Source organism: Bradyrhizobium sp. NAS80.1 (assembly GCF_001908205.1).
GTDB lineage: Bacteria > Pseudomonadota > Alphaproteobacteria > Rhizobiales > Xanthobacteraceae > Bradyrhizobium.
The window spans coordinates 104,231-129,273 of the sequence record NZ_LGHL01000128.1 but is presented as its reverse complement, the minus strand read 5'-3'; the positions used below and the strand labels follow the sequence as shown (position 1 = coordinate 129,273).

Annotated in this window: 23 protein-coding genes and 2 pseudogenes; 11 read left to right on the top strand and 14 right to left on the bottom strand. The window is 65.2% G+C overall.

The genetic code is table 11. The features are described from left to right. Positions 1-170 precede the first annotated feature (170 nt). From AC629_RS27895 to AC629_RS27875, 5 genes and pseudogenes are all read left to right on the top strand, one after another. Positions 171-1,208, top strand: coding sequence for a ligase-associated DNA damage response exonuclease (locus AC629_RS27895; RefSeq protein WP_084808117.1), 1,038 nt, complete (start codon positions 171-173; stop codon positions 1,206-1,208). Next, positions 1,205-3,162 (top strand): annotated as a pseudogene (locus tag AC629_RS27890) (cisplatin damage response ATP-dependent DNA ligase). Before AC629_RS27895 ends, AC629_RS27890 begins: the two are co-directional and overlap by 4 nt. A 76-nt stretch (positions 3,163-3,238) precedes the next feature. After that, entirely contained in the window at positions 3,239-3,541 is a 303-nt protein-coding gene (locus AC629_RS27885; protein ID WP_084808094.1) for a DUF6460 domain-containing protein, read from the top strand. 80 nt (positions 3,542-3,621) lie between these two features. Continuing rightward, a complete protein-coding gene (locus AC629_RS27880; protein WP_084808093.1) occupies positions 3,622-4,356 on the top strand; it encodes an MBL fold metallo-hydrolase in 735 nt (244 codons plus the stop codon). Position 4,357: 1 nt separating this feature from the next. Further along, entirely contained in the window at positions 4,358-5,683 is a 1,326-nt protein-coding gene (locus tag AC629_RS27875) for an MATE family efflux transporter (protein WP_084808092.1), read from the top strand. 132 nt (positions 5,684-5,815) lie between these two features. On the opposite strand, the gene AC629_RS27870 is transcribed toward AC629_RS27875, so the two are convergent. Together AC629_RS27870 and AC629_RS27865 are read right to left on the bottom strand one after the other, a co-directional pair. Beyond that, positions 5,816-6,913, bottom strand: a complete 1,098-nt coding sequence (locus tag AC629_RS27870) for a quinone-dependent dihydroorotate dehydrogenase (protein WP_084808091.1) — start codon at positions 6,911-6,913, stop codon at positions 5,816-5,818. After that, positions 6,910-7,254, bottom strand: a complete 345-nt coding sequence (locus AC629_RS27865) for a DUF952 domain-containing protein (RefSeq protein WP_084808090.1) — start codon at positions 7,252-7,254, stop codon at positions 6,910-6,912. Before AC629_RS27865 ends, AC629_RS27870 begins: the two co-directional genes overlap by 4 nt. A 199-nt stretch (positions 7,255-7,453) precedes the next feature. Here AC629_RS27865 and AC629_RS27860 point away from each other — a divergent pair, with 199 nt between their 5' ends. Then, positions 7,454-8,107, top strand: coding sequence for a S24 family peptidase (locus tag AC629_RS27860; RefSeq protein ID WP_084808089.1), 654 nt, complete (start codon positions 7,454-7,456; stop codon positions 8,105-8,107). An 89-nt stretch (positions 8,108-8,196) separates the two neighbouring features. Further along, positions 8,197-8,949: a carbonic anhydrase gene (locus AC629_RS27855; protein WP_084808116.1), complete on the top strand. Its 753-nt coding sequence runs from the start codon at positions 8,197-8,199 to the stop codon at positions 8,947-8,949. A 119-nt stretch (positions 8,950-9,068) separates the two neighbouring features. Here the strand turns inward: AC629_RS27855 and AC629_RS27850 are convergent, their stop codons facing one another. From AC629_RS27850 to AC629_RS27830, 5 genes and pseudogenes are all read right to left on the bottom strand, one after another. Then, a complete protein-coding gene (locus tag AC629_RS27850) occupies positions 9,069-10,712 on the bottom strand; it encodes a lysine--tRNA ligase (RefSeq protein WP_084808088.1) in 1,644 nt (547 codons plus the stop codon). Positions 10,713-10,937: 225 nt separating this feature from the next. Further along, positions 10,938-11,898 (bottom strand): annotated as a pseudogene (locus tag AC629_RS27845) (ABC transporter substrate-binding protein). A 92-nt stretch (positions 11,899-11,990) separates the two neighbouring features. After that, entirely contained in the window at positions 11,991-12,581 is a 591-nt protein-coding gene (locus AC629_RS27840; RefSeq protein ID WP_074118707.1) for an SCO family protein, read from the bottom strand. Positions 12,582-12,605: 24 nt separating this feature from the next. Then, entirely contained in the window at positions 12,606-12,800 is a 195-nt protein-coding gene (locus AC629_RS27835; RefSeq protein ID WP_084808086.1) for a hypothetical protein, read from the bottom strand. 103 nt (positions 12,801-12,903) lie between these two features. Further along, positions 12,904-13,425, bottom strand: coding sequence for a Clp protease/crotonase-like domain-containing protein (locus AC629_RS27830; protein ID WP_084808085.1), 522 nt, complete (start codon positions 13,423-13,425; stop codon positions 12,904-12,906). Positions 13,426-13,677: 252 nt separating this feature from the next. Here AC629_RS27830 and AC629_RS27825 point away from each other — a divergent pair, with 252 nt between their 5' ends. The 4 genes from AC629_RS27825 (at position 13,678) to AC629_RS27810 (ending at position 17,241) form a co-directional block, all read left to right on the top strand. Further along, the gene (locus AC629_RS27825) at positions 13,678-15,336 is read left to right on the top strand and encodes an FAD-binding dehydrogenase (RefSeq protein WP_084808084.1); all 1,659 of its coding nucleotides are present in this window, start codon (positions 13,678-13,680) and stop codon (positions 15,334-15,336) included. A 3-nt stretch (positions 15,337-15,339) separates the two neighbouring features. Beyond that, positions 15,340-16,257, top strand: a complete 918-nt coding sequence (locus tag AC629_RS27820; RefSeq protein WP_143199496.1) for a CE1 family esterase — start codon at positions 15,340-15,342, stop codon at positions 16,255-16,257. 114 nt (positions 16,258-16,371) lie between these two features. Then, positions 16,372-16,722 carry a RidA family protein gene (locus AC629_RS27815; protein WP_084808082.1) on the top strand — a complete coding sequence of 117 codons (351 nt, stop codon included), beginning with the start codon at positions 16,372-16,374 and terminating at the stop codon, positions 16,720-16,722. 153 nt (positions 16,723-16,875) lie between these two features. Beyond that, the gene (locus AC629_RS27810; protein ID WP_084808115.1) at positions 16,876-17,241 is read left to right on the top strand and encodes a nuclear transport factor 2 family protein; all 366 of its coding nucleotides are present in this window, start codon (positions 16,876-16,878) and stop codon (positions 17,239-17,241) included. A gap of 138 nt (positions 17,242-17,379) precedes the next feature. Here AC629_RS27810 and AC629_RS27805 read toward each other — a convergent pair whose 3' ends face one another. The 7 genes from AC629_RS27805 to xylB form a co-directional block, all read right to left on the bottom strand. Then, positions 17,380-18,228 carry an amidohydrolase family protein gene (locus AC629_RS27805; protein ID WP_084808081.1) on the bottom strand — a complete coding sequence of 283 codons (849 nt, stop codon included), beginning with the start codon at positions 18,226-18,228 and terminating at the stop codon, positions 17,380-17,382. Between the two features lie 3 nt (positions 18,229-18,231). Next, on the bottom strand, positions 18,232-19,236 hold the full coding sequence (locus tag AC629_RS27800) for an aldo/keto reductase (protein ID WP_084808080.1): 1,005 nt from the start codon (positions 19,234-19,236) through the stop codon (positions 18,232-18,234). Positions 19,237-19,357: 121 nt separating this feature from the next. Then, positions 19,358-20,290 (bottom strand): sugar-binding protein, encoded by a 933-nt coding sequence (locus tag AC629_RS27795; protein WP_084808114.1) that lies wholly within the window; start codon positions 20,288-20,290, stop codon positions 19,358-19,360. 91 nt (positions 20,291-20,381) lie between these two features. After that, a complete protein-coding gene (locus AC629_RS27790) occupies positions 20,382-21,464 on the bottom strand; it encodes an ABC transporter permease (protein ID WP_084808079.1) in 1,083 nt (360 codons plus the stop codon). After that, positions 21,464-22,228, bottom strand: coding sequence for an ATP-binding cassette domain-containing protein (locus tag AC629_RS27785; protein WP_084808113.1), 765 nt, complete (start codon positions 22,226-22,228; stop codon positions 21,464-21,466). The genes AC629_RS27790 and AC629_RS27785 overlap by 1 nt, the downstream gene beginning before the upstream one ends. 12 nt (positions 22,229-22,240) lie before the next feature. Continuing rightward, positions 22,241-23,563 (bottom strand): xylose isomerase, encoded by a 1,323-nt coding sequence (xylA, locus tag AC629_RS27780; RefSeq protein WP_084808078.1) that lies wholly within the window; start codon positions 23,561-23,563, stop codon positions 22,241-22,243. Next, positions 23,564-25,018 (bottom strand): xylulokinase, encoded by a 1,455-nt coding sequence (gene xylB / locus AC629_RS27775; protein WP_084808077.1) that lies wholly within the window; start codon positions 25,016-25,018, stop codon positions 23,564-23,566. It abuts the gene before it with no gap. Between the last annotated feature and the right edge of the window lie 25 nt (positions 25,019-25,043).

Here is a 25,043-nt window from a genome sequence, read left to right as displayed (position 1 = left end):
CCCGGCAATCCATCAAAAAAAAGAACTGTTTAAGAGGATGGAGGCGCGGGTCCCGCCTCCGCCAATGGCTTCGGCGGGCTTTTACACCGCCGGGCCGGCGAAGCCTAGCGGAGACGGCAAGCCCGCGGATGACGGGTGAATATCGGGGCACCGGTGCCTATATGACCACCATGCGTCCGCAAGACATCCTGCTGCCAGTTGCTGCCGGCCTGTGCTGCAAACCCGGCGGCTTCCATATCGACCCTGTCCGCCCCGTAGAGCGGGCTGTGATCACCCACGGCCATTCCGACCATGCCCGCGCCGGCCATGGTGCGGTGCTGGCGACGCAGGAAACGCTCGACATGATGCGGCTGCGCTATGGCGAGAATTTCGCCGGATCGACGCAAGTCATCCGCTATGGCGAGGAGATCCGGCTCGGCGACGTCAGTGTCAAATTCCATCCGGCCGGCCATGTGCTCGGCTCGGCGCAAATCGCGGTGACCTGCAAGGACACTTGCATCGTCGCCTCCGGAGACTACAAGGACGCGCCCGACCCGACCTGCACGCCGTTCGAGCTCGTGCCCTGCGACGTCTTCATCACCGAGGCCACGTTCGGCCTTCCGGTGTTTCGGCATGGCGATGCCTCCGATGAGGTGAAGAAGCTGCTGGCCTCTGTTGCGCTGTTTCCGGAGCGCGCGCACCTCGTCGGCGCCTACTCGCTCGGCAAGGCGCAGCGCGTGATCGCGCTGCTGCGCCAGGCCGGCTATGACGCGCCGATCTACCTGCATGGCGCGATGGAGACGATCACGCACTACTACCAGAGCCGCGGCATCGAGCTCGGCGAGCTCAGGCCGGTGAAGGGCGTCAAGAAGGCGGCTCTCGCCGGCACCATCACGTTGGCGCCGCCGTCGGCGACCTCCGATCTCTGGACACGGCGCTTTCCCGATCCCGTCACCGCGTTCGCCTCCGGCTGGATGCGGGTGCGCGCCCGTGCGCGGCAACGTGGTGTCGAGCTGCCGCTGGTGATCTCCGATCACGCCGATTGGGACGGCCTCACCGCGACGATCGCCGCAACCGACGCCGGCGAAATCTGGGTCACCCACGGTCAGGAAGATGCGCTGGTGCATTGGTGCAAGAGCCAGGGTTTGCGGGCACAGCCGCTCGATCTCATCGGCTATGGCGACGAGGAGGAGAGCGAGACGCCGCTCACTGATGAGGCCGAGGCATGAACCGCTTCGCCGAACTTTTGGACCGCCTCGCCTACGAGCCCGGCCGCAATAACAAGTTGCGGCTGATCACCAGCTATTTTCGCGAGGTCGGTGATCCCGACCGCGGCTATGCGCTGGCGGCGCTCACCGGCGCGCTCAGCTTCAAGCACGCCAAGCCCGCGCTGATCCGCGATCTGATCGCGGCGCGCACCGATCCCGTGCTGTTCGGGTTGTCCTACGATTATGTCGGCGATCTCTCGGAGACGGTCGCGCTGATGTGGCCGAGGAGCGGCGCAAACAGCGACCAGTCTTTTCCGGGCCACCCCTCTCCCATAGCCGATGCTTCGCATCGGCGTCCTGATCGAGAACGGCGGCCGGAGGCCGCCTATGCCTCCCCTGCAAGGGGGGAGGGAGCGCAGTTGCGCGCGCGGCGACAGACGAGCTCGACGACTGATAGTGATTCAGCGAGTGATGGACGCACTGCTCTCACCGTTCCCTCCCCCTTGCGGGGGAGGGTCAGGGAGGGGGGTACTCCGGGCGAAGTGCCAATGAGTCCCCCCACCCAAGCAATCACAACAACCCGCCTCCCCCAACCCTCACCGAAGTCGTCACCACCCTCCGCACGCTTGGCAAGACCGAGCTGCCAAGGCAGCTCGCACGCTGGCTCGACGAGCTCGACGAGACCGGCCGCTGGGCATTGCTGAAGCTCGTCACGGGCGCCCTGCGCATCGGCATCTCCGCGCGGCTGGCCAAGACCGCAGCCGCCGCGCTCGGCGACAAGGACCCGCACGAGATCGAGCTGATCTGGCCGGGGCTCAGCCCACCCTATCTCGACCTGTTCGCCTGGCTGGAGGGCCGCGCGGAAAAGCCGGCCAATCGCGATGCGGCACCGTTCCGGCCCGTGATGCTGGCACATGCGATCGAGGACACGGATTTCGCCGCGCTCGATCCCGCCGATTTCGTCGCCGAATGGAAATGGGACGGCATCCGCGTGCAGGCGGTCGCGGGACGCGATGAGCGGGGACACATCGCCGCGCGACTCTATTCGCGCACCGGCGAGGACATTACCGGCAGCTTTCCGGACCTCGTGCCGTCGTTGCGCCTGCCCGGCGCGATCGACGGAGAACTTCTGATCCTGCGCGAAGGCCGCGTGCAGAGCTTCAACGTCCTGCAACAGCGGCTCAATCGCAAGGTCGTGTCGCCGAAGCTGATCAAGGACTTTCCGATTCACATGCGCGCCTATGACCTGCTCGGCGACGATGAGAACGATTTGCGCGAGCTGCCATTCGTAGAGCGACGCGAGCGGCTGGAGACCTTCATCGGGAAGCTCGATGATCCCCGCATCGACCTGTCGCCCACCGTCCCCTTCGCAAGCTGGGAGGCGCTGACCGCCGCGCGCGCCGATCCTGCGAGCGCCGGTGCCGGCGAAGACGCGGACGCCATCGAAGGCGTGATGCTGAAGCGGCGCGATGCGCCCTACCTGCCGGGCCGGCCGAAGGGGCAATGGTGGAAATGGAAGCGCGATCCGCACATCATCGACGCGGTGCTGATGTATGCGCAGCGCGGCCACGGCAAGCGCTCGTCCTACTATTCCGACTACACCTTCGGCGTCTGGACCGAGGGCGAGAGCGGTGACGAGCTGGTGCCGGTGGGAAAAGCCTATTTCGGCTTCACCGACGAGGAGCTGCTCCAGATCGACCGCTTCGTCCGCCGCAACACCACGGAGAAGTTCGGTCCCGTCCGCCATGTCGTGCACGAACCGGACAAGGGGCTGGTGCTGGAGGTGGCGTTCGAGGGGCTGCAGCGCTCGCCGCGGCACAAATCGGGCGTGGCGATGCGCTTTCCCCGCATCAGCCGCTTGCGCTGGGACAAGCCGCCGCGCGAGGCCGACCGGCTGGAAACGCTGGAAAAGATGCTAAAAGCGGACGAATCCCTACCAACAATTAAGGTTGCAGCGTCCGCCGAGCGCCATTGACGGGTAAACGCGGGTTCCCCATTTGCCCCGCCGTGACCTATAATCGGGTCGAATCCCCTTTGAGGAGTTTCTTGCGATGGCCAACGACGTCAGAGATTTGCCGGCCGGCGGCAGCGATGGCCTGAACCGCTTTCTCGGCGGCTCGCCGCTGGCGGTCGCATTCCGCCTGATCCTGCTCTCGATCCTGGTTGGCGTCGTACTGGCAGCGATCGGCTTCGATCCCTGGAATATCATCTACAGCATTCGCCTGCTGTTCAAGCGTTTGTGGGATCTCGGCTTCGACGCCGTGAACTGGCTGTGGCGCTACTTCCTGCTCGGCGCCGTCATCGTGATCCCGATCTGGCTGCTGTCGCGCGTGTTCGGCGCGCCGCGCCGCTAAGTCGTTTATTTTTTGAGCATGATCTTGTCGGAAAACCGCTTCACACTTTTCCGGATCATGCTCTAGGGAGTACGCAGCCGATGCAATTGCGCTTTGTCGGCTGCGGCGACGCCTTCGGCTCCGGCGGCAGGCTCAATACCTGCTTCCACGTCAGGGGGCGCGAGGCCAATTTCCTGATCGATTGCGGCGCATCGGCCCTGCCGGCGCTGAAGCGGCTCGAGATCGATCGCAATGAGATCGACCTGATCCTGATCACGCATTTCCACGGCGACCATTTTGCCGGGCTACCGTTCTTCCTGCTCGACGCGCAGTTCTCGCGGCGGACGCGGCCGCTGACAATAGCGGGCCCTAAGGGCATCGAGACGCGGCTTGCGCAGGTGATGGAGGCGCTGTTCGAGCACTCCTCCAAAACCAAACAGCGCTTCGAGCTGTCCGTCGTCGAGCTCACACCAGGGCAAAGCCAAGACTTCGGCGCGGTGACGGTGACGCCCTACCCGGTCGTGCACGGCGAATCCGGCGGTCCCTTTCTCGCCTATCGGGTCGAGGCCGAAGGCCGTACGCTCGCCTACAGCGCCGACACCGAATGGACGGAGACGCTCATTCCGCTGGCGCATGGCGCGGACCTTTTCATCGCCGAGGCCTATATGTACGAGAAGGTGGTGAAGAACCATCTCAGCCTGAAAACCTTGGAACAGCACCTCCCCGCGATCGGCGCCAAGCGGCTCGTCCTCACCCATATGAGCGACGACATGCTGTCGCGCCTGGACGACGTGCCTCATCTCGCTGCCGAAGACGGCATGGTGATCGTGATCTGACATGAACGCGCCGCTTCATCCCAGGGTCGGCAGCCGCCAGGTTTTCGCCATCGCAGGTCCCGCGATGGTCGCAAACCTCACCACGCCGCTGATCGGCGTCGTCTCGACCACCGCCATCGGCCGGCTCGACGACGCCGCCCTGCTCGGCGGCGTCGCGATGGCATCCGTGATCTTCGACTGCCTGTTCTGGCTGTTCGCCTTTCTGCGCATGAGCACGCTCGCCTTCACCGCGCAGGCGCTGGGCAGAGGCGAGATGCAGGAGCTGAACGCCATTCTCGTCCGCGGCTTCATCGTCGCGGGCCTGATCGGCGCCGCGCTGATCGCGCTGCAACTGCCGCTGGCCGCCGTGCTGTTCGACCTGATGGGCGGCAGCGAGGGCGTCACGCGCGCCGCAAAAACCTATTTCATGATCCGGATCTGGTCCTCGCCCTTCGCCTTTGCCAACTACGTCGTCCTCGGCTGGCTGGTCGGCCAGGCGCGCGCCAACCCGGCGCTGCTGCTGCAGATCATCATCAACCTCATCAATATGGTCGCGACGATCCTGCTGGTTCTGGTCTACGACACTGGTATCGCGGGCGCCGCGATTGCCGCGCTGCTGTCGGAGACGGTCGGCTTCGTGCTCGGCGTGATCGTCTGCCGGCGCTATGCGGATGGCGGCTTTGCGGTGCCGCGCGCGCGCCTTTTCGATCGGGCCAAGCTGATGCGGATGCTCGCGGTGAACTCCGACATCATGGTCCGCACCGCGGCGCTGATCGCCGTTTTCCTGTTCTTTACCGCCAAGGGCGCCCGCGCCGGCGACGTCACGCTGGCGGCGAATTCCGTGCTCAATAACTTCCTGCTGGTCAGCGCCTTCTTCCTCGACGGCCTTGCCAACGCGGCCCAGCAGCTCTGCGGCCGCACCTTTGGCGCGCGCGATGCCAAGGGCTTTGGCGACTCCACCCGGCTGGTGCTGCTGTGGGGCCTCGGCTTCGCGCTGGTGGTCGCCGTGCTGTTCGCCCTGTTCGGCCCGGCGCTGATCAATGCCATGACCGCGAGCGAGGACGTCCGCCGCGCCGCGCGCGACTTCCTGCCGTTCATCGTGCTCGCGCCCATACCCGGCGTGTTCGCATTCGGCTTCGACGGCATCTATGTCGGCGCGACCTGGGCGCGCGAGATGCGCAATCTGATGCTTGCGTCGCTTGCGATCTTCCTTGGCACCTGGTGGGCGCTGCAATCGTTCGGCAATGCCGGGCTGTGGTCCGCGATGATCGCTTTCTACATCGCGCGCGGCGGATTGCAGGGCGCGCGGTATCCGGCGCTGTTTCGGGCGACGTTTGCGAAATCGTAGCTATCGTGTCCCGGACGCGGCGCGGCATGAAATGACGCGACGCAGAGCCGGGACCCAGCGGCTGTGGGCCCCGGATCAGCAACGCATCACGCCGAAGGCGGCGCGCTGCGCTGCATCCGGGGCACGAGACTGCTACATCCCCGGCCAGTTTTCCGCCGTGATCGTGGCCGCGTCGGCGCCGACGATCTCAGACAGCGAGTCGCGCCCCGTGCGCAGCAACGTCGAGGTAAGGTCGCGCTTGATCTCGTCGACGAGGCCGAGCCCCTTGTAGACCAGCGACGAATAGAGCTGGATTAGGCTCGCGCCGGCGCGGATCTTCGTCAGCGCGGCACCGCCGGAGTCTACGCCGCCGACGCCGATCAGCGGGAACGCGCCCTCGACACGCACATAGGTCTCCGCGACCATTCGCGTCGACAGGCGGAACAGCGGCCGGCCCGACAGGCCGCCCTGCTCCTTCGCGCGCATCTCCTCGCGCAGCGTGCTCGGCCGCGCGATGGTCGTGTTCGACACGATCATGCCGTCGACCCGTCGCGCACGCGCGACCTGCACAACGTCGTCGAGCTGAGCGAGGCTGAGGTCGGGCGCGATCTTGAGCAGCACCGGCGTGTCGCCCGCCTTCTGGCGCACCCGCTCGCGCGCGTCGATCACCCTGGCGAGGAGATCGTCGAGCAGCGCCCCCTCCTGCAGATTGCGCAGGCCGGGCGTGTTCGGCGAGGAGACGTTGACGGTGAAATAGCTCGCGACCGGCGCAAAGGTCTCGATCAGCTTGACGTAATCGGCGACACGGTCCGGCGAATCCTTGTTGGCGCCGACATTGACGCCGACAATGCCGCCGTTCTGCGCGCGTGCCGCGAGCCGGCGTAGCGCGGCCTCCGCACCGTCATTGTTGAAACCCATGCGGTTGATCACGGCCTCGTCGCGCTCGAGCCGGAACAGCCGCGGCCGCGGATTGCCGCTCTGCGGCTTCGGCGTGACCGAGCCGATCTCGACGAAGCCGAAACCAAGCCGCAGCAGCGCATCCGGCACCTCCGCGCTCTTGTCGAAGCCCGCGGCCATGCCGATCGGATTGGGAAAGTTGAGCCCGAAAGCGCGCACCGCGAGCTTGGGATCGTCAGGCCGCGGCTTGACCCGCGGCAGGAAGCGAAGGCCCTGGATCGCGAGGCGATGGGCATCCTCCGGATCGAGCCAGCGCAGCACCGGTAGCGAGAAGGCGTCGAAAGCGCGGATCACGGCAGAAGCTCCGGAACATCGTGACCGCCATCGGCGCGGATATTGAGGTTTATCACCGAGATCACCGCGCCGAGATCGAGCTCGCCATAGAGATGCGGAAACAGCTCGTCGTTGCGCGAGCGCTCCCAGCGTAGTTCGCTGCCGAATGCATCGCCGTCGACCTCGACCAGAAACAGCGCACGCTGCCCGACATAGTGCTTGCGCAAGGTCTCGGGAACCTGGGCCGCGGTCGAGAAATGGATGAAACCGTCACGCGCATCGTCCGCGCTGCCCCGGTAGACACCCTGCCGTTCCGCCTCGCGCCAGGCCGAGGCCGGACAGATTTTGTAGATCTTGACCACCGCTTACGCAGTCCCGTTTGTTCTTTGAGTCAGCTCTTTGAGTCTCTTGGGGTTTTTCGCCTCTCGCGGGTCTCAAAACCCGGCGCGACGGTAATGGCGGCCTCTTCCGAACTCAAGACTTTGCCGCTGCCTCTTGCGCGAAAAACGGAAAACCGGTTGATTTGAGGACAGTTTTCCTGAGCGACGGGCTGGACCTTCCATGGTCAGGCAGGCCAAAGCGCAGAGGATGCTGACTCACGACCAGATCTGGGTCGCGCTGGATCGGCTGGCCGCGCGTGCCGGATTGTCGCCGTCCGGCCTCGCCAAGCGCGCCGGGCTCGATCCCACCACCTTCAACAGATCCAAGCGCATCACCTCCGACGGCCGCGAGCGCTGGCCCTCGACCGAATCGATCGCAAAGGCGCTGGCGGCGGCCGACTCCTCGATAGATACCTTCGCAAGACTGATCGACGACGACGCACGTGACGGCCGCTCGGTGCCGCTGCTCGGCTTCGCAGAGGCGGGCGCGAGCGGCGCTTTCGACGAATCCGGCTTTCCATCCGGCAAGGGCTGGACCGAGGTCGCGCTTCCCGCCGCGGACGACGGCCGCACTTTTGCGCTGGAGATTTCCGGCGATGCGCTTGCGCCGTTCTATCGCGACGGCGGCATCATCCTGGTCTCACGTGGCACGCCGATCCGAAAGGAGGATCGCGTGGTGATAAAGAGCAAAGCGGGCGAGGTGACCGTCGCGACGCTGAAGCGCCGCACGGCGAAGGCGCTCGAGCTACAACCGCTCGACGCGACGCAGGGCGAGCGCACAATGCCGGCGAACGACGTCGCCTGGATCGCACGGATCGTATGGGCGAGCCAGTAGCCTCAAAGCCCGATCGCCATTGCGACTCACCGCCCCTGTCGCCTAGTTTGCGGGCCTGTTGCTGATCAAATTCATCTTGGGGGGATATGATGAATCGCCGCCACGCATTGAAGGCCCTTGCGGGTCTTGCGCTTTGTCCGCTGTGCAAGCCCGCCTTCGCCGCCGAAGGCGCGCATTGGAGCTATGAGGGCGACGGTGGCCCGGCCAAATGGGGCGATCTCGACGCGGCCAACAAGGTCTGCGCGGTCGGCCAGCAACAATCACCGATCGACATCGAGGCGACCATCAAGTCGCAATTGCCCGCGCTGAAGCTGAATTGGGGCAAGAGCGCCGAAACCATCATCAACAACGGGCACACGATCCAGCTCAACTTCGCCGAAGGCAGCACGCTCATGCTCGGCGACGTCAAGTACAAGCTGCTTCAGGTGCACTTCCACCGGCCGAGCGAGCACACGATCGGCGGCAAGAATTTTCCGATGGAGGCGCATTTCGTCCACCGCAACGATTCCGGCGGGCTCGCCGTGGTCGGCGTGCTGATGACCGAAGGCAAGCCGAACGCTGCGTTCAGCAAGATCGTCAAGACCATGCCGGCGGCGGAAGGACCCGCAGTGAAAGCCGACGCGAGCATCAATCCCCACGCCTTGCTGCCACACAGGCACAGCTACTTCCGCTATTCCGGCTCGCTGACCACGCCGCCCTGCTCGGAGGTGGTCCAATGGCTGCTGCTGACCGATCCGATCCAGGTGTCAGCCACTGACGTCGCAGCGTTTGCAAAACTCTATCCGATGAACGCGCGGCCTGTTCAGAAGGACAACCGGCGTTACGTGCTGCGATCGACCTGAGCAGACATCCGTAGCCCGGATGAGCGCAGCGACATCCGGGACCGTCGTTGAGGGACCCCGGATATCGCTGCCTTCATCCGGGCTACACGTCACTCATGCGCTCTTTGCGACGGGCTCCTTTACGCGCTCCGCGCCAGCGCACCGTCGATCACGTTGACGGCGTTCTGAATGCCGTAGACCGCGACGAAGGAGCCGAAGCGCGGGCCCTTCTCCTGGCCGAGCAGCACCTGATAGAGCATGTTGAACCAGTCGAGCGTGACACCGGGGCGGCCGTCCTTGCCCTTCTTGACCTGATCGAGGAACGGCTCGCGGCGGCCAATCTCGTAGACGACGTTCTGGATGTCCTCGGCCGAGGCATCCTGCGGAAGCTGCGACAGCGCATCACGCAGATCCTGCAGCGCGGCGCGCTCGGTGTCCGAGGGCACGCGGAACTGCTTCGTCGGCGCAACGAAGTCGCGGTAGTAGTTGATGGCGTAGCCGACCATGGCATCGAGCTTCGGGTGCGTCTGTGGGCTCACGCCGGGGCGGTAGCGGCCGATGAAGCCCCACAGCGTCTCGGCATTCTCGGCATTCGACGACGACACCAGCGTCAAGAGAAGCTGGAAGGTGACAGGCATGTCGCCGTTCGGCGGATTGCCGTTGTGGATGTGCCAGACCGGATTGCCGAGCTGCTGCTTGCCGTCCTGCCTGGCAAAACCGTCGATGAACTGCTGATAGTCGTCGACGTTGCGCGGAATGACGTCGAAGTAGAGGCGCTTCGCCGCCTTCGGCTCGCGATACATGAACAGCGACAGCGATTCCGGCGAGGCGTAGCGCAGCCATTCGTCGATGGTCAGGCCGTTACCCTTCGACTTCGAGATCTTCTGGCCCTTCTCGTCGAGGAAGAGTTCGTAGTTGAAGCCTTCGGGCGGCGTGCCGCCGAGCGCCTTGGCGATCGCACCGGAGAGCTTCACGGAGTCGATCAGATCCTTGCCGGCCATCTCGTAGTCAACGCCGAGCGCGACCCAGCGCATCGCCCAGTCGGCCTTCCACTGGCACTTGACGTTGCCGCCCGTAACCGGCGTTTCGACTTCCTGGTTGGTATCAGGATCGACATAAGTGACCGTGCCCGCAGCGACGTCGCGGCGGACCATCGGCACTTGCAGCACGACACCGGTGGTCTTGCTGATGGGCAGGAACGGCGAATAGGTCGCGCGGCGGTCCGGCCCCAGCGTCGGCAGGATGATCGCCATGATCTTGTCGTAGGCGGCGAGCATCTTCAGCAGCGTCGCGTCGAAGCGACCCGACTTGTAGTACTCGGTCGAGCTGGCGAACTCGTAGTCGAAGCCGAAATGATCCAGAAACGCGCGCAAGCGCGCGTTATTAGCCGCACCAAACGACGGATGTTCGATCGAGAACGGATCCGGCACGGCGGTCAGCGGACGTCCCAGATATTGCGCCAGCAGATCCTTGTTCGGGACGTTGTCCGGCACCTTGCGCAGGCCGTCCATGTCGTCGGAGAAAGCCAAAAGGCGCGTCTTGATCTTGTCCTCGGTGAGCACGCGGAAGGCATGGCGCACCATCGAGGTCCGCGCGACCTCGCCGAACGTGCCGATATGCGGCAGGCCGGACGGGCCATAGCCGGTCTCGAACAGCACCTCGTCCTTCGGGCTTTTCTTCAGCCGCGCGACAATGGCCTTCGCCTGTTCGAACGGCCAGGCGTTGGATTGTTCGGCGAGCGCACGCAGGTCGCTCGGGTTCGCGGCAAGATCGACAACAGACATTAAGGGCCTCCGGGCCGCGGAAAATAGCGATTTCCGGGCAGAATGCAAAAGTTCGTGCGGCGGTCGCCGCGCTTACTCCCTCTCCCCGTTCTTACGGGGAGAGGGTTGGGGTGAGGGGCTGCTATCACGGTGAGAATCGGACTCGCGGAGAGTCCCCCTCACCCGGATTGCATCTAACGATGCAATCCGGCCTCTCCCCGCATGCGGGGAGAGGCGAAGAGCAAACTAAAACGGGCTCACCGAAAAATACCGCAGCCAGAGATCGGTGTGGCGGCCTTTTTCCCAGACGCGGAACAGTGCCCAGTTCAGAGCCTGGCGCAGCACGTCGTTGCCCTTGCGCACGGCGATGCCGACGCCCTCGCCGAAGAAGCGGCTCTCGACGAAAGGGCCGCCGGAGAAGGCGCAGCAGTCACCGGAATCGGTGCCGTTGATCCAGAACGCGAGTGAGATGGCGTCGCCGAAGATGAAGTCGACCTCGCCCTTGCGCAAAGCGGTGCGGAGCGCATCGTCATTGGGATAGCCGTGCATCTCGGCGTCGGTGAACATCGCCTTCAGATACGCTTCATGCGCGGAGCCGGCGATGACGCCAACTTTCTTGCCTTCAAGATATTCGGGCCGGACCTCCGGCATCACCGCGTCCTTGCGCGAGGCGAAGCGCGCCGGCACGCGGTAATAGGGATCGGTGAAATCGACGCGGGCGCGCAGCTGCGGGCTTACCGCCATCGAGGCGATGATGGCGTCGCCCCGGTTGGAGGTGAGCGCGTCGACCAGCGTCTCGAAGCGACGCATCTGCACCGTGCAGGTGACCTTGATCTCCTCGCAGAGCGCGCGGGCGAGATCGACATTGAAGCCGGCCGGATTGCCATCGGCGCCGGTGTAGTTGAACGGCGGATAATCGGTCTCGGTCAGGAAGCGGATCACGGTCAGGCGCGACAGGTCCGGCCGCTCCGGGCGCCGCCGCGGGTCCCAGAAGCCGGGCACCGCCTGGGGAGCGGCCGGGATCGCGGTTTGGGGAGCGGCCTGCGGCGTTGCTTGAGGCGCTCCCTGGGGCGCCGCCGGAGGCTGCTTGGCGGGGGGCCTGCGCCCTCGCATCGGGCAGGGCTGTGAGCAGGCAGACGCCGGCCGCCAGTCCAAGCAGGACACGGCGCATGGTTTTGGGCGATTTTACCTGTCGCGACGGGGCCATCGGCGGGAGATGAACGAATTTCGTTGGGATCGGAGGGCCTTATAGACCATCCCGCCGGGAACGCGAGCGCCGATTGCAGGCCAATCAGGGGCTCAGAGATACCGTTTGAGCTCGGCCGCGGCCTCTTCGGGCGTCCGCTTCAGGTTGAACGGCGAGACGAAGCGGCCGTCGCGGTCCATCAGATAGATCAGCGCGGTGTGGTCCATGGTGTAGTCGCCGTCCTTGGTCGGGACCTTCTTGGCATAGACCCGGTAGGACGTGATGACCTTGGCGGTCTCGGCGGGATCGCCGCTGAGGCCTTCGAGATGCGGGTCGAAGCTCGCCAGATAGTCCTTCATCGTCGCGGGCGTGTCGCGCTCCGGATCGACCGAGATGAAGATGGCATTGACCTTGTCGGCATCCTTGCCCATGGCGCGGAGCACTTCCGATATCTCGAACAGCGACGTCGGGCAGACGTCGGGGCAATGGGTGTAGCCGAAGAAGATCAGGGTCGGCTTGCCCTTCAAATTCTTGTCGGTGACTGCCTTGCCGTGCTGATCGGTGAGCTGGAACGGGCCGCCGATTGCGGCCGGCTGTGCCACCTTGCTGACCCCACCCATGGCCCAGAACACGATCAGAAGGCCGACGACGAGGCTTGCGGCGAAGGCGGTCGCGATCACCAGCGGACGGGCGGTGGAGCTCATGAGCGAAAAACTTTCTGTCGCAGGTCAGAAGCAGGCGACAAAGCCGGTCCTGATCATTTCGAAAAACACCTGGGTGCCGTAGTGGAACCACAGCGCCAGTGCGCCGATCACGACGAGACCGCCGAAGCCTGCGCCAGCCAAGAGCAGCACGGACGGCGTCCGGACGGCAGTGGGCGAATTGTCCTGTAGCGGATGTGCCGGGTGCAGTGGTTGAGCCATGACAACGATCGCGGTGAAGGCCGGGGTTCCCTAGCTTTCAAATAGGCGTTGGCCCGCGGGCGGGCAAGCGCCGGCGGGCGAACGTCACGTCGTACTGATGGGTTTAGCGATCTAGCTGGCCGCGGGCGGACTCCAGCTGTTCCACCGGCGGAAGAGCCCGGCGCAAGGGCTTGCCGGTCGAAGCCTGCGCATCCAGGTAGCAGGGCCTGTACATCGCCTGGAGCTGCTTGCCCCTTAGGAAGAGCATGTGCGGGGTGAGGCCGCCGCGCTGCGTGATCCAGCGCTTCACCCGCGACGGGTACATCGAATAGAGCATCTGGGTCGCTTCGGGATTGGTGATCGCGCGGCCGTTGTTGCCGAAATCCCAAGCGGCGTGGAAGCCAAGCGTCGCGTGCGAGGTCACACAGATGCGGTCATGCGGAATGGCGCCGAGGACGATGGTGCAGGCCGAAGCGCAGAGGCCGTCGATGATGACGGTATCACCCGATTGCCGCAGGTCCTGATATTTGTCGACGTAGGTTCCGATCCGACCGCCGCGGTCGTCCGCGATCCGGACCACCGCCTGAGAAGCCCCCATGCAAGCGATCAGCAGAACCGTCGCAAGCATCCAAGTCAGAAACTTCATTGTCCCCCCGCCCCAGTCGATTTCGAATCTGCGTGTCAGGTTCGTGATGCGTTGCTAGCGTCCGCTGTAACCGTGGTTTTGTCTAGGCAGGCCGGCTCGCTCAAAACAAATTCAAATCCAGTGTTGCGTCGGCGCTGCACCAGGCCCGCTTCGGTCCCAAACCGGAACAAGTTAACGGACTCTTACGCGTCACACCCTTGATCTCAGCTACAACCGCTGGCTTCAATCCGGGCAACTACAGGGGGGGAACTCATGACGGAGCAGGCGGACGTCATTGTCGTCGGTGCAGGACTGTCGGGACTGGTGGCCGCGACCGAGATCGCGGACGCAGGCAAACGCGTGATCGTGGTCGACCAGGAGGGCGAGCAGTCCCTCGGCGGCCAGGCGTTCTGGTCGTTCGGCGGATTGTTCCTGGTCGATTCGCCGGAGCAGCGCCGGCTCGGCATCAAGGATTCCTACGAGCTCGCGCTACAGGACTGGATCGGAACCGCCGGCTTCGACCGCGACGAGGATTTCTGGCCGCGCAAATGGGCCGAAGCCTATGTGGCGTTTGCCGCGGGCGAGAAGCGCGACTGGCTGCGCGCGATGGGCCACCGCATCTTCCCTGTGGTGGGCTGGGCGGAGCGCGGCGGCTATGATGCGATGGGTCACGGCAATTCGGTTCCGCGCTTTCACGTCACCTGGGGCACCGGCCCCGGCATCGTCGAGCCGTTCGAACGCCGCGCGCGCGAGGCCGTGAAGAGCGGCCGACTGACCTTCAGGTTCCGCCATCGCGTCGACGCGCTGTCCATCACCAACGGCACCGTGAATGGCGTCAGCGGCGCCGTTCTCGCGCCTGACAATGTCGAGCGCGGCAAGAGCTCCTCGCGCAATGTCATCGGAGAGTTCTCGCTGAAGGCGCAGGCCGTGATCGTCGCCTCCGGCGGCATCGGCGGCAACCACGACCTTGTGCGGCAGAACTGGCCGCAGCGGCTCGGCGAGCCTCCGAAGTTCATGATCTCCGGCGTGCCCGAGCATGTCGACGGCCGCATGATCGGCATCACCGAGCGCGCCGGCGCGCGGCTGATCAACCGCGACCGCATGTGGCATTATGTCGAAGGCATCCAGAACTGGAATCCAATCTGGCCGCGCCACGGCATCCGCATCCTGCCCGGCCCCTCCTCGATGTGGTTCGACGCCACGGGCGCGCGGCTGCCAGCGCCGCTCTTCCCAGGCTCCGACACGCTCGGCCAGCTCAAATACATCATGTCCACCGGCTATGATTATTCCTGGTTCATCCTGACGCAGAGCATCATCAAGAAGGAATTTGCGCTGTCGGGCTCGGAGCAGAATCCCGATCTCACCGGAAAGAGCTGGCGCATGACCTTGCGCCGCGCCACCAACAAGGGCGCGCCGGCGCCGGTGGAGGCATTCAAGAGCCATGGTGTCGACTTCATCGTGCGCGACAGGATCGAGGATCTCGTCGATGCCATGAACAAGCTTGTTGGCAGCGACCTGCTTAAGCTCGAGCACATCAGGATGCAGATCGAGGCGCGCGACCGTGAGATCGCCAACGCTTACGTCAAGGATGCGCAGGTGATGAACATTCACAACGCACGACGCTACATCGGCGACAAGCTGATCCGCACCGCCTCCCCGCATAGGATCCTGGATCCCGCGCATGGGCCGCTGATCGCGGTCAAGCTCAACATCCTCACCCGCAAGACGCTGGGTGGCTTCGAGACCGACCTCGACTCGCGGGTGTTCGGCCAGGAGGGCAGCGTCATTCCCGGCCTCTATGCGGTCGGCGAAGCCGCCGGTTTCGGCGGCGGCGGCGTGCATGGCTATCGTTCGCTCGAAGGCACCTTCCTCGGCGGCTGCCTGTTCTCCGGCCGCAACGCAGGCCGCGCGGCGGCGAAAGCAGTAGGCTAGATCGTGCGACGGTGGATGCATATCGGGGCGCTTCTTGCGGCAGTGGCCGCCGGCTCAGTCGCATCCGCCGATACGATCGACGTCAACGGCGTGAAGCGCTCCTACACCGCGCAACTGCCGGCGAAAAAGCCGGCACCGCTCGTGATCGTGCTGCATGGCAAGACCCAGCGCGGCTCGGACATGGTCGCGCGGACGGCGTGGCCGCAGGTCGCGAAGCGTGAAGGTTTTGCCGTGGTCTTTCCCGACGGGCTCAACCACGCCTGGGCCGATGCGAGGACGAAGGCGGGACCTGCGCTTCGTGGCCCGCCCGCGGGCACCGACGACGTCGCCTTCATCGCAAAGGTCGTCGAGAAGCTGGTGGCGAACGGGACGGCCGACCCGAAGCGCATCTATGTCACCGGCATCTCCAATGGCGGCGCCATGGTGATGACGCTCGTTTGCGCGCGCGCCGATCTGTTTGCGGCCGGCGCGAGCGTGGTCATGAATCTGACTGATGAGGCCGCAGTCACGTGCCATCCGTCGCGGCCGCTGCCGATGCTGATCATGAACGGCACGGCCGACCCGCTGGTCCCCTACGAGGGCGGGCGCGGATCGAGCTATTATGCTGCAGACGGGTTCTGGTCGACCAATGAGACGCTGGAATTCTGGCGCAAGCTCAATGGCTGCGAGATCGATGACGCCGACGTGACGGATTTGCCTGGCAGGGCGCCCGCGGACCAATCCACGGTTACGCGGATCTCCTCGCACTGTCCCCGGGGGCACGACGTCGTGCTCTATCGCATCAATCACGGCGGACATCGCATGCCCGGCTTCTCTCCGGATGCCCGCTTCCCGAAGATCGCGACGAGGCTGTTGGGGCCGCAGAACGGCGACATCGACGGCGCCGAGACGATCTGGACGTTTCTCCGTCAGTTTCCGTGAACGACGCATACATCGGCGGCAACGCATGCGTGCCTGGCAACGCATGCGTGCCTGGGGTGGCGGAGCGCCGGGCGCTGGGCTAGACAGGGCCGCCATTCCACCAGGAGACTCGCAATGAGCATTCAGCGTTTCGAAACCGGCCCGCGCATGAGCCAGGTCGTTGTGCACGGCAACACCGTCTACCTCGCGGGTGTCGTCGCCAACAAGGCCGCCGGCGAAAGCGTGACGAAGCAGACCCAGGACATCCTGGCGACGATCGATAGCCATCTCGCCAAGGCCGGCACCGACAAGTCAAAGCTGCTCTCGGCCACGATCTACATCACCGACATGAAGACCTTTGGCGAGATGAACGCGGTGTGGGACGCCTGGGTCTCGCCCGGCAACACCCCGGCCCGCGCCACCGTCGAAGCCAAGCTGGCGGCGCCGCAATACACCGTCGAGATCATGGTGACCGCGGCGAAGTAATTTCGCGGAAGTTCGCATACGACTGAAGCGCGATGACAACATCATCGCGCTTCAGTTTTTTACGGGCGCATGATCTCCGAGGTAATCGATCGGCGCGCGCAAACCTTCGATAGTCATGGGCAGCCGGACACGGCGACATCGAAGGAGATTATCATGACCGACCACGTCACCATCGCCCGCCGCTACATCGAGCTCTGGAACGAGCGCGCGACCGGCCGCCGGCGCGAACTGCTCAGCGAGCACTGGACGGCGGATGCGAGCTATATCGATCCCCTGATGAAGGGTGACGGCCAGGACGGCATCGACGCGCTGATCGCAGGCGTGCAGCAGCGCTTTCCGGAATTCAGGTTCAAGCTGATCGGCGAGCCCAACGGCTACGGCGACCACATCCGCTTCTCCTGGGGCCTCGGCCCCGATGGTGTCGACAGCCCGATCAAGGGGACGGATTTCGCCGTGCTGAAGGACGGCCGGATCAGAAGCATCACGGGGTTCCTGGATCAGGTGCCCGCGGGCGCGTAAAATACGCCTAGGATGCCCAAACTCGTCATGCCCGGGCTTGTCCCGGGCATCCACGTTGTTCGTACAGCTGGCGACTCGAGTTCGTGGATGGCCGGGACAAGCCCGGCCATGACGATGTGGAAACGCCGGTGTGTCACCTCAGCTAGCCGACAACCGATACGCAGCCTTCGCATTCACTCCGAACGCTTTCTCCAGCACCCTCGGCCCGACCTTCGCCAAGCACGCTTCCAGCGCGTTCTTGATCTCGCCATAACTCCCCGCGAGCAGGCACACCGGCCAGTCTGACCCGAAGATCAGGCGGTCCTCGCCAAAGCATTGCGCGGCGTGCTCGACGAATGGAAGCAGCCGCTCCGCGTCCCAATCGTTCCAGACCGCCTCCGTCGCGAGCCCCGAGACCTTGCACCAGACATTGCCGCAAGCCGCGAGCGCGGCGATGCGGTCGGCCCATTCGGCGCTGCCGCCATCGGCGATCGGCGGTTTGGCAGCGTGGTCGAGGACGAAATGCGCTTGCGGAAAGGCCCGGGCGGTCGCGATCGCGGCGGGCAGCTCGCGGGTTCGGACGAGCAAATCATAGGCGAGATCGCGGGCGAATACCGCGGCCAGCCCACGGCGAACGTCCTCGCGCAGCAACCAATCGGGATCGGGCTCGTCGTGGACCTGGTGGCGGATGCCGACCAGCTTGCCGCCGCCCGGCGCGCCGCGCAGCCGATCAAGTGAGTCACCAAGACCGCTATCGGTCAGATCGGCCCATCCGACCACGCCGACGACAAATGGATTCGCGGCGGCGACCTGCAGAAATTCCTCAGTCTCACCCAGCGCGGAGCGGCACTGCACTACGATGCTCGCGTCGACGCCGTTTGCTTTCAGGAGCGGCGCGAGATCGCTGGGGCCGAAGGCGCGCCGGATCGGTGTGAACTCAGGCGCTTCCATCCAGGGATAGTCGGCGCGCGCGGGGTCCCAGAAATGCTGATGGCCGTCGATGATCATGCCTTACGCTCCGCCTGGCAGCGGTGCCCGCGCGTCGACGAGTTTTCGCGCGCGCAGCTCTTGCCAGAAGGCTTGCGGCACCGCCGTCCCCGACATCGCGATGTTGTCGGCGACCTCACCGGCATTGCGCGCGCCCATCACGGCAACCGTCACCGCCGGATGAGCCATGCAGAACTGGAGCGCTGCGGCCTTCAGCTCGGTGCCGTGCTTGCGGCAGAGCCCGTCGAGCTCGAGCGCGCGCGCGACGAGCGCCGCATCGGCATCCTGATAATTGAACTTCGCGCCCGTCCCGGGATTGGCCAGAATGCCGCTGTTGTAGATGCCGCCGAGCAGGATGCCGATGTTTTTCGACTGGCAGACCGGAAACAGCGCATCCAGCGCGCCCTGGTCGAGCAGCGTGTAGCGGCCGGCGAGCAGGAAGCAGTCGACCGGCACGGTTTCCGCAAAACGGACCAGCATTTCCGACTGGTTCATGCCGGCCCCGATGGCCTTGACCGTTCCGTCGGCGCGCAGACGCTCGAGCGCGCGGAAGGCGCCGGCGACGGCGTCGTCATAGTGGTCATCCGGATCGTGCACGAGCAGGACATCGACGCGGTCGAGCCCGAGGCGGTTAAGGCTCTCCTCGACCGAACGCATCACACCGTCATGACTGAAATCGAACACCGGCCGCTCGCGCTGCCCGTTTTTGTAATAGTCGTCCTCCGCGGCAGCGCCATCGGGCGCGCGCAGCAGGCGGCCAACCTTGGTCGAGATGACGTAGGACTCGCGCGGCTGCCGCCGCAGGAATGCGCCCAGCCGCCGCTCGGCGAGGCCAAAGCCATAGAGCGGCGCAGTATCGAAGAAGCGGACGCCCAGCGACCAGGCGCGTTCGATCGTCGCTTCCGCATCGGCGTTGCTGACGGAGGTGAACAATCCGCCGAGCGGGGCGGTACCGAGACCTATTGAAGTGACCTCGATAGAGCCGAGCCTTGAAGTGACCTCGATAGAGCCGAGCCGCGACCGTTTCATTCCCATATTCTTCCAACCCCAATCTCTTCCGGCCCTTGGCCCTTCCTACCCGCATTATCTCTCCCGCTTGCGAAGGCCGCAAGCGAGAGAGGCATGCAGGAGCAAGGGGCTGGCAGCGCTGCTACTTCAACATCTGCGCAACGTTGTCCTTGGTCACGAGATCGAGGCCGGTATAGACGATCTCCGGCACCTTTTCGCCCTTCTTGATGGCGAGCAGCGTGTCCATCGCCTTCTCGCCCATCTCGAAGGGACGCTGGCCGACCAGCGCATTGGCATAGCCGTCGCGCAGCAGCTCGAGCTGCATCTTCAGCGTATCGGCGACGACCAGCGTGAACTTGCCGGAATCGATCTCCCTCTTGTACCGGGTGGCGAACGCCTTGAAGCCTTCGGGAGCGAACATCGGCCATCCGCCGACGGGAACGATGGCGGCGAGGTCGGGCGTTGCAGTGCGCATATCCGTCATCTGCTGGACCGCCAGCGCCGGATCATCGTTGCAGAAGGTCGGAGAGCCCGCGACCTCGGTCCATTTCGAGCCCTTCAGCGCCTCACGGACGCCGTCGACGCGCTCGGCGAGGTTCTTGGCGCCCGGACCGCCCGAGACCATGGCGTATTTGCCGCCGTCGGGTCGCAGCTTCAGCAGCTGCTTGCCAAGCGCGAGGCCGAACTCCTTGTTGTTGGTACCGATATAGGCGATGCGCTTGGAGCCCGGCGCATCCGCATCGAAGGTGATGACGGGGATGCCCGCAGCAGTCGCCGCCTCGATCGACTTGGTCATGGCCGCCACGTCGGCGACCGAGATGGCGAGACCGTCGACCTTCTGGGTGACGAAGTCCTGGATGATCTGCGCCTGCGTCGCCGGCTCATGCTCCACCGGCCCCTTGTAGATGCACTCGATGTTGCCGAGCTCCTTGGCGCGCTTTTCGCAGCCGTCGCGCGCGAAGTCGAAGAACGGATTGTTCATCGCCTTGGGCACGATCACGAAGCGGTAGTTCGCGGCAAACGCCGGCGTTGCCATCATCGCAACGGCGATGCCGGCAAGAAGAAGTTTCCTCATTGTCTCCTCCACCCTTCTCTGGTGCCCATCCTCTCAAGATCGCCCCGGGAAGCGGACAGGCATCTACGTTGCCCTCCCGGAACGCGTCACTTCAGATCATCCGCGAGCGGACGCGGTCGACCAGTACCGCCAGGATGATGATCACGCCCACCAGCGTCTGCTGCCAGTAGGAGCTGACCTGCGCCAGCACGAGGCCGTTGCGGATCACCTCGAGCAGCACGCAGCCCACGATGGCGCCAAGCGGACCGCCGATGCCGCCGGCAAGGTTGGCACCGCCGATGACGGCCGCCGCGATCACGTTGAGCTCGTAGGACGTCGCCATGTTGGCCGGCGCCGATCCCAGCCAGCCGGAGATGATGATGCCCTGGAGCCCGGCGGCGAGCGCGCAGATCACATAGACCTCGATCTTCACCCGCACGACCGGGATGCCGGTCAATTCGGCCGCCTTCTCGTTGCCGCCGAGCGCGAAGACATGGCGGCCGAACGAGGTGTGGTGCAGGACCACGGCCATCGCCAGCGCGAGGACCACCAGATAAATGAAAGGCACGGGCAGGCCGAGCACGTCGCCCGAGGTGAGCGCGTAGAAATAGTCGGCGTCCGGTCCGCCCGGGAAACTGCCGCGCCCATTGGAGACGACATAGCCGAGCCCGCGCACGATCGAGAGCATGCCGAGCGTGGTAACGAAGGGTGACAGGCCGAGCACGGCGATGCAGAAGCCATTGACGAGCCCAGCGATCAGCGCAACGCCGAGACCCGCGGCGACGGAGACCAGCAGGATCAGGCCCGGCACATTGGCCAGCACGGTCTTGCCGTCGGCCGCCATGTGCACGAACAACGAAGCGCCGTACGAGCCCGGCGTCGACAGCTCGGTCATGACCATCGAGGTGATCATGGCGGAGAAGCACATCATCGAGCCCACCGAGAGATCGATGCCGCCGGTGATGATCACGAAGGTGACGCCGAGGGTGGCGATGGCGATGAAGGAGAAGTTCTTCGCCACGTTCTGCATATTGCCTTCGGTGAAGAAATAGGGACTGGCGAAATGCATGATCACCAGCAGCACCGCCAGCGCGATCAACACATAGCCGGTCTGGGAAGCGAAGATGCCGCGCTGCCACCACTTCGCCTTGCCGATATTGGTGAAGCTGATCGGGCTTTCCATGGGCATGGCCATCACGCAGCCTCCTTCGCGCCGGTGATGAGTGCGGTGACTTCCTCGGGGGATGTTTCGTGGATCGGCTTGTCGGCCCGCTTCTCGCCGCGACGCATGACGATCACCCGGTCGCAGACCGCGAAGACGTCGGGCATGCGGTGCGAGATCAGCATGACCGCGACTCCCTGCTCCTTCAACCGATGGATCAGGCCAAGCACCTGCTCGACCTGACGGACCGAGATCGCGGCCGTCGGCTCGTCCATCATCACGAGCCTCGCATTGGACAGGCGCGTCCGCGCGATCGCGACGGCCTGGCGCTGGCCGCCGGACATCTGCTTGACGAGATCGTCGGGGCGCGTCTCCGAGCGCAGCTCGCCGAACAGCTCCAGCGCGCGCGCCGCCATTGCCTTGTGGTCGAGCAGGGCAAGCGGGCCGAACCTGCGCTTCAGCTCGCGGCCGAGAAACACGTTGGCCGCCGCCGTCAAATTGTCGGCCAGCGCGAGGTCCTGGTAGACCACCTCGATGCCGATCGCACGGGCATCGACCGGACGACTGAATTGAACCGCACTGCCGGCGAAGCGAATTTCGCCGTGGCTGGGGCGGAAATTGCCGGCAATGATCTTGACCAGCGTCGACTTGCCCGCACCGTTGTCGCCCATCAGGCCGACCACCTCGCCCGGCGACACCTGCATGTCGACGCCATGCAGCGCGCGGATTGCGCCGAACTCCTTGCCGATGCCGGTCAGTTGGAGCACCGGCTGCCGTGTTGCTTCGCTGCCTACCATCATCAGCCTCGCTCAGACGTAACGGTTGACCAGGGATTCCAGATATTCCTGCCGTCCCGACCGCGGCTGCGGGTCGAAGCCGGGCCTGAGCGCACTGTCGGCGAGCTCGGCGAGCGAACGCTGGCCGCCGAGAATGGCGCGCCCCTCGGGGGTAGCCCATCCGCCGTAACGCTCGGCGAGCGGCGCGGTGAGGACACCGGCATCGACCATGTCGGCTGCGGCGAGGAACGCCCGCGCACACGCATCCATCGAGCCGACATGGGCGTAGATCAGATCGTCCGGGTCGATCGACTGGCGCCGGATCTTGGCGTCGAAATTGAGCCCGCCCGAGGTGAAGCCACCGCGGTTCAGGATCTCGTGGAACACCAGAGCAAGCTCCGGCACGTTCATCGCGAACTGGTCGGTGTCCCAGCCGAGCAGATCGTCGCCGCGATTGATGTCGAGCGAGCCGAAGACACCGAGCGCCTTGGCGAGCGCGACCTCGTGATGGAAGGAATGGCCGGCGAGGATGGCGTGGTTCTGCTCGATGTTGAGCTTGACGTCATTCAGGAGATCGTAGCGCTGCAGGAAGCCGTAGCAGGTGGCGACGTCAAAATCGTATTGATGTTTGGTCGGCTCCTTCGGCTTGGGCTCGATCAGGATCGGCCCCTTGAAGCCGATCTTGTGCTTGTGCTCGACGACCAGCGACACGAAGCGGCCGAGCTGATCAAGCTCGCGCCTGAGATCGGTGTTGAGCAGCGTCTCGTAGCCCTCGCGCCCGCCCCAGAGCACGTAGTTCTGGCCGCCGAGCCGGTGCGTCACCTCCAGCGCGGCGCGGACCTGACCGGAGGCGTAGGTGAAGATTTCGGGGTCGGGGTTGGTCGCGGCTCCCGCCATGTAGCGGCGATGCGTGAACAAATTGGCGGTACCCCACAGCAGGCGGACTTTCGCCGAGGCCATCTTCGCTTCAAAGAGATCGGCGATCGCATTCAGGTTCGCGACGGACTCCGTTAGCGAGGCGCCTTCGGGCGCCGCATCGACATCGTGGAAAGTGAAGAATGGGACATCCAGCAGGCGAAACAGCTCGAAGGCGACATCGGCCTTGGCCCGCGCCAGCGCCAGCGCATCGCTGCCGTGGTGCCACGGCCTCAGGAAAGTCTCGCCGCCGAAGGGATCGCCTCCCGGCCAGCAGAACGAATGCCAATAGCAGACCGCAAAGCGCAGATGATCCTCCAGCCTGCGGCCGTGCACGACCCGGTCCTTGTCGTACCAGCGGAAGGCGGGCGTGTTTCCTGCATCCTTGCCGGCAAAGGCGACAGGGGTGCTTGCATCGAAGAACTTGGTTGACGCGTTCACTTAAGCGGTCTCCTTCAATGCGGGATAAAGCCTGCGCCAACGCCGATAGGCCTCGTCATAGGCCGCGGCGACGGACGCACGGGGCGCGAAGCTCGCGAGCCGGCGCGGTCGGGTGCAGACCGCTGCGGGATCTTCGCTTGTGGCGGCGAGCCGGCCGAGCCGCGCGGCACCGAGTGCCGCCCCGACCTCGCCTTCCTCGACGCGGTGCACGGCAATCCCGAGCACGTCGGCGCAGATCTGCGCCCAGAGCGGCGAGCGCGAGCCGCCGCCGACCAGATCGACCTCGGCGATCGACCCGCCCGCCGCGCTGAGCGCCGCCAGATTGTCGCGCGCAGCGAAGGCGACGCCTTCGAGCACGGCCTGGACAATCTGCGCGCGCCCGGTCGCACCGCGCAGACCGACGAGCGCGCCGCTAGCAGCGGCATCATTGTGCGGCGTGCGCTCGCCATCGAGATAGGGCAGGAAGAACACGGAGCTTGGTGCGTCGACGTGCGCGCCGAGCGGCGCCAGCAGTGCAGCCGCAGGCGTCTCCATCACGCCGGCGAGCCAGGCGAGCGAGGCCGCAGCTGACAGCATCACGCCCATCTGGTGCCAAAGGCCGGGCAGCGCGTGGCAGAAGGTGTGCACGGCCGAAGCCGGCGCAGGCGCGAACCGATCTGTGACCCGAAACACCACACCGGATGTGCCGAGTGACAGGAACGCATCACCAGGCGCGATCGCGCCGAGCCCGATCGCGCTCGCCGCGCAATCGCCGGCGCCGCCGGCGACCACCACGTCCTTCGCCATACCCCAGCGCCGCGAAAATTCCGGCGCTAGCACGGCGCTCACCTCGCTGCCTTCGACGAGGCGCGGCATGTGATTGAGATCGAGCCCGGTGGCCTGCAGCAGCGCGGCGGACCAGTGGCGCCGACCGACATTGAGCCACAGCGTGCCGGCGGCATCCGACATGTCCTCGGCCATCTCGCCGGTCAGGCGATAACGCACATAGGCCTTCGGCAGCAGCACCTTTGCCACGCGCGCGAAAATGCCGGGCTCGTGTCGTGCGACCCAGAGCAACTTTGGCGCAGTGAAGCCGGGCATCGCCAGATTGCCGGCTAGCGTGCGCAGGGAGGGGCAGCGCTGCTCCAGCTCGACGCATTCGGCCTGCGAGCGTCCATCGTTCCAGAGGATGGCGGGACGCAGCGGGCGGCCGTCCCCGCCGAGCAGGGTTGCGCCGTGCATCTGGCCTGACAGCCCGATGCCGCGCACCTGCGCGACCTCGCGAGGATGGCGGGCGGCGAGATCGTCGACAGCGCCGGTCGCGGCGTCGACCCAGGCGTCAGGATCCTGCTCGGACCACAGCGGCGCTGGATGCGACAGCGCAAGCTCGCGCGCCGCCGTCGCGACGACCGCGCCGGCTTCGCTCACGAGCACCGCCTTCACACCGGACGTGCCGATGTCCATTCCGAGATACACGGCATCCTCCCCTTCGCCCGTCGCG

Excerpts from the sequence above, each read along its gene's own strand:
- AC629_RS27840 (WP_074118707.1), bottom strand. The coding sequence starts at position 12,581 with ATGAGCTCCACCGCCCGTCCGCTGGTGATCGCGACCGCCTTCGCCGCA.
- AC629_RS27790 (WP_084808079.1), bottom strand. The coding sequence starts at position 21,464 with ATGGCCATGCCCATGGAAAGCCCGATCAGCTTCACCAATATCGGCAAG.
- AC629_RS27860 (WP_084808089.1), top strand. The coding sequence starts at position 7,454 with ATGGTCAGGCAGGCCAAAGCGCAGAGGATGCTGACTCACGACCAGATC.
- AC629_RS27825 (WP_084808084.1), top strand. The coding sequence starts at position 13,678 with ATGACGGAGCAGGCGGACGTCATTGTCGTCGGTGCAGGACTGTCGGGA.
- AC629_RS27850 (WP_084808088.1), bottom strand. The coding sequence starts at position 10,712 with ATGTCTGTTGTCGATCTTGCCGCGAACCCGAGCGACCTGCGTGCGCTC.
- AC629_RS27800 (WP_084808080.1), bottom strand. The coding sequence starts at position 19,236 with ATGAAACGGTCGCGGCTCGGCTCTATCGAGGTCACTTCAAGGCTCGGC.
- AC629_RS27885 (WP_084808094.1), top strand. The coding sequence starts at position 3,239 with ATGGCCAACGACGTCAGAGATTTGCCGGCCGGCGGCAGCGATGGCCTG.
- AC629_RS27810 (WP_084808115.1), top strand. The coding sequence starts at position 16,876 with ATGACCGACCACGTCACCATCGCCCGCCGCTACATCGAGCTCTGGAAC.
- AC629_RS27875 (WP_084808092.1), top strand. The coding sequence starts at position 4,358 with ATGAACGCGCCGCTTCATCCCAGGGTCGGCAGCCGCCAGGTTTTCGCC.
- AC629_RS27830 (WP_084808085.1), bottom strand. The coding sequence starts at position 13,425 with ATGAAGTTTCTGACTTGGATGCTTGCGACGGTTCTGCTGATCGCTTGC.
- AC629_RS27785 (WP_084808113.1), bottom strand. The coding sequence starts at position 22,228 with ATGGTAGGCAGCGAAGCAACACGGCAGCCGGTGCTCCAACTGACCGGC.
- AC629_RS27815 (WP_084808082.1), top strand. The coding sequence starts at position 16,372 with ATGAGCATTCAGCGTTTCGAAACCGGCCCGCGCATGAGCCAGGTCGTT.
- AC629_RS27805 (WP_084808081.1), bottom strand. The coding sequence starts at position 18,228 with ATGATCATCGACGGCCATCAGCATTTCTGGGACCCCGCGCGCGCCGAC.
- AC629_RS27835 (WP_084808086.1), bottom strand. The coding sequence starts at position 12,800 with ATGGCTCAACCACTGCACCCGGCACATCCGCTACAGGACAATTCGCCC.
- AC629_RS27795 (WP_084808114.1), bottom strand. The coding sequence starts at position 20,290 with ATGAGGAAACTTCTTCTTGCCGGCATCGCCGTTGCGATGATGGCAACG.
- AC629_RS27895 (WP_084808117.1), top strand. The coding sequence starts at position 171 with ATGCGTCCGCAAGACATCCTGCTGCCAGTTGCTGCCGGCCTGTGCTGC.
- AC629_RS27880 (WP_084808093.1), top strand. The coding sequence starts at position 3,622 with ATGCAATTGCGCTTTGTCGGCTGCGGCGACGCCTTCGGCTCCGGCGGC.
- AC629_RS27855 (WP_084808116.1), top strand. The coding sequence starts at position 8,197 with ATGAATCGCCGCCACGCATTGAAGGCCCTTGCGGGTCTTGCGCTTTGT.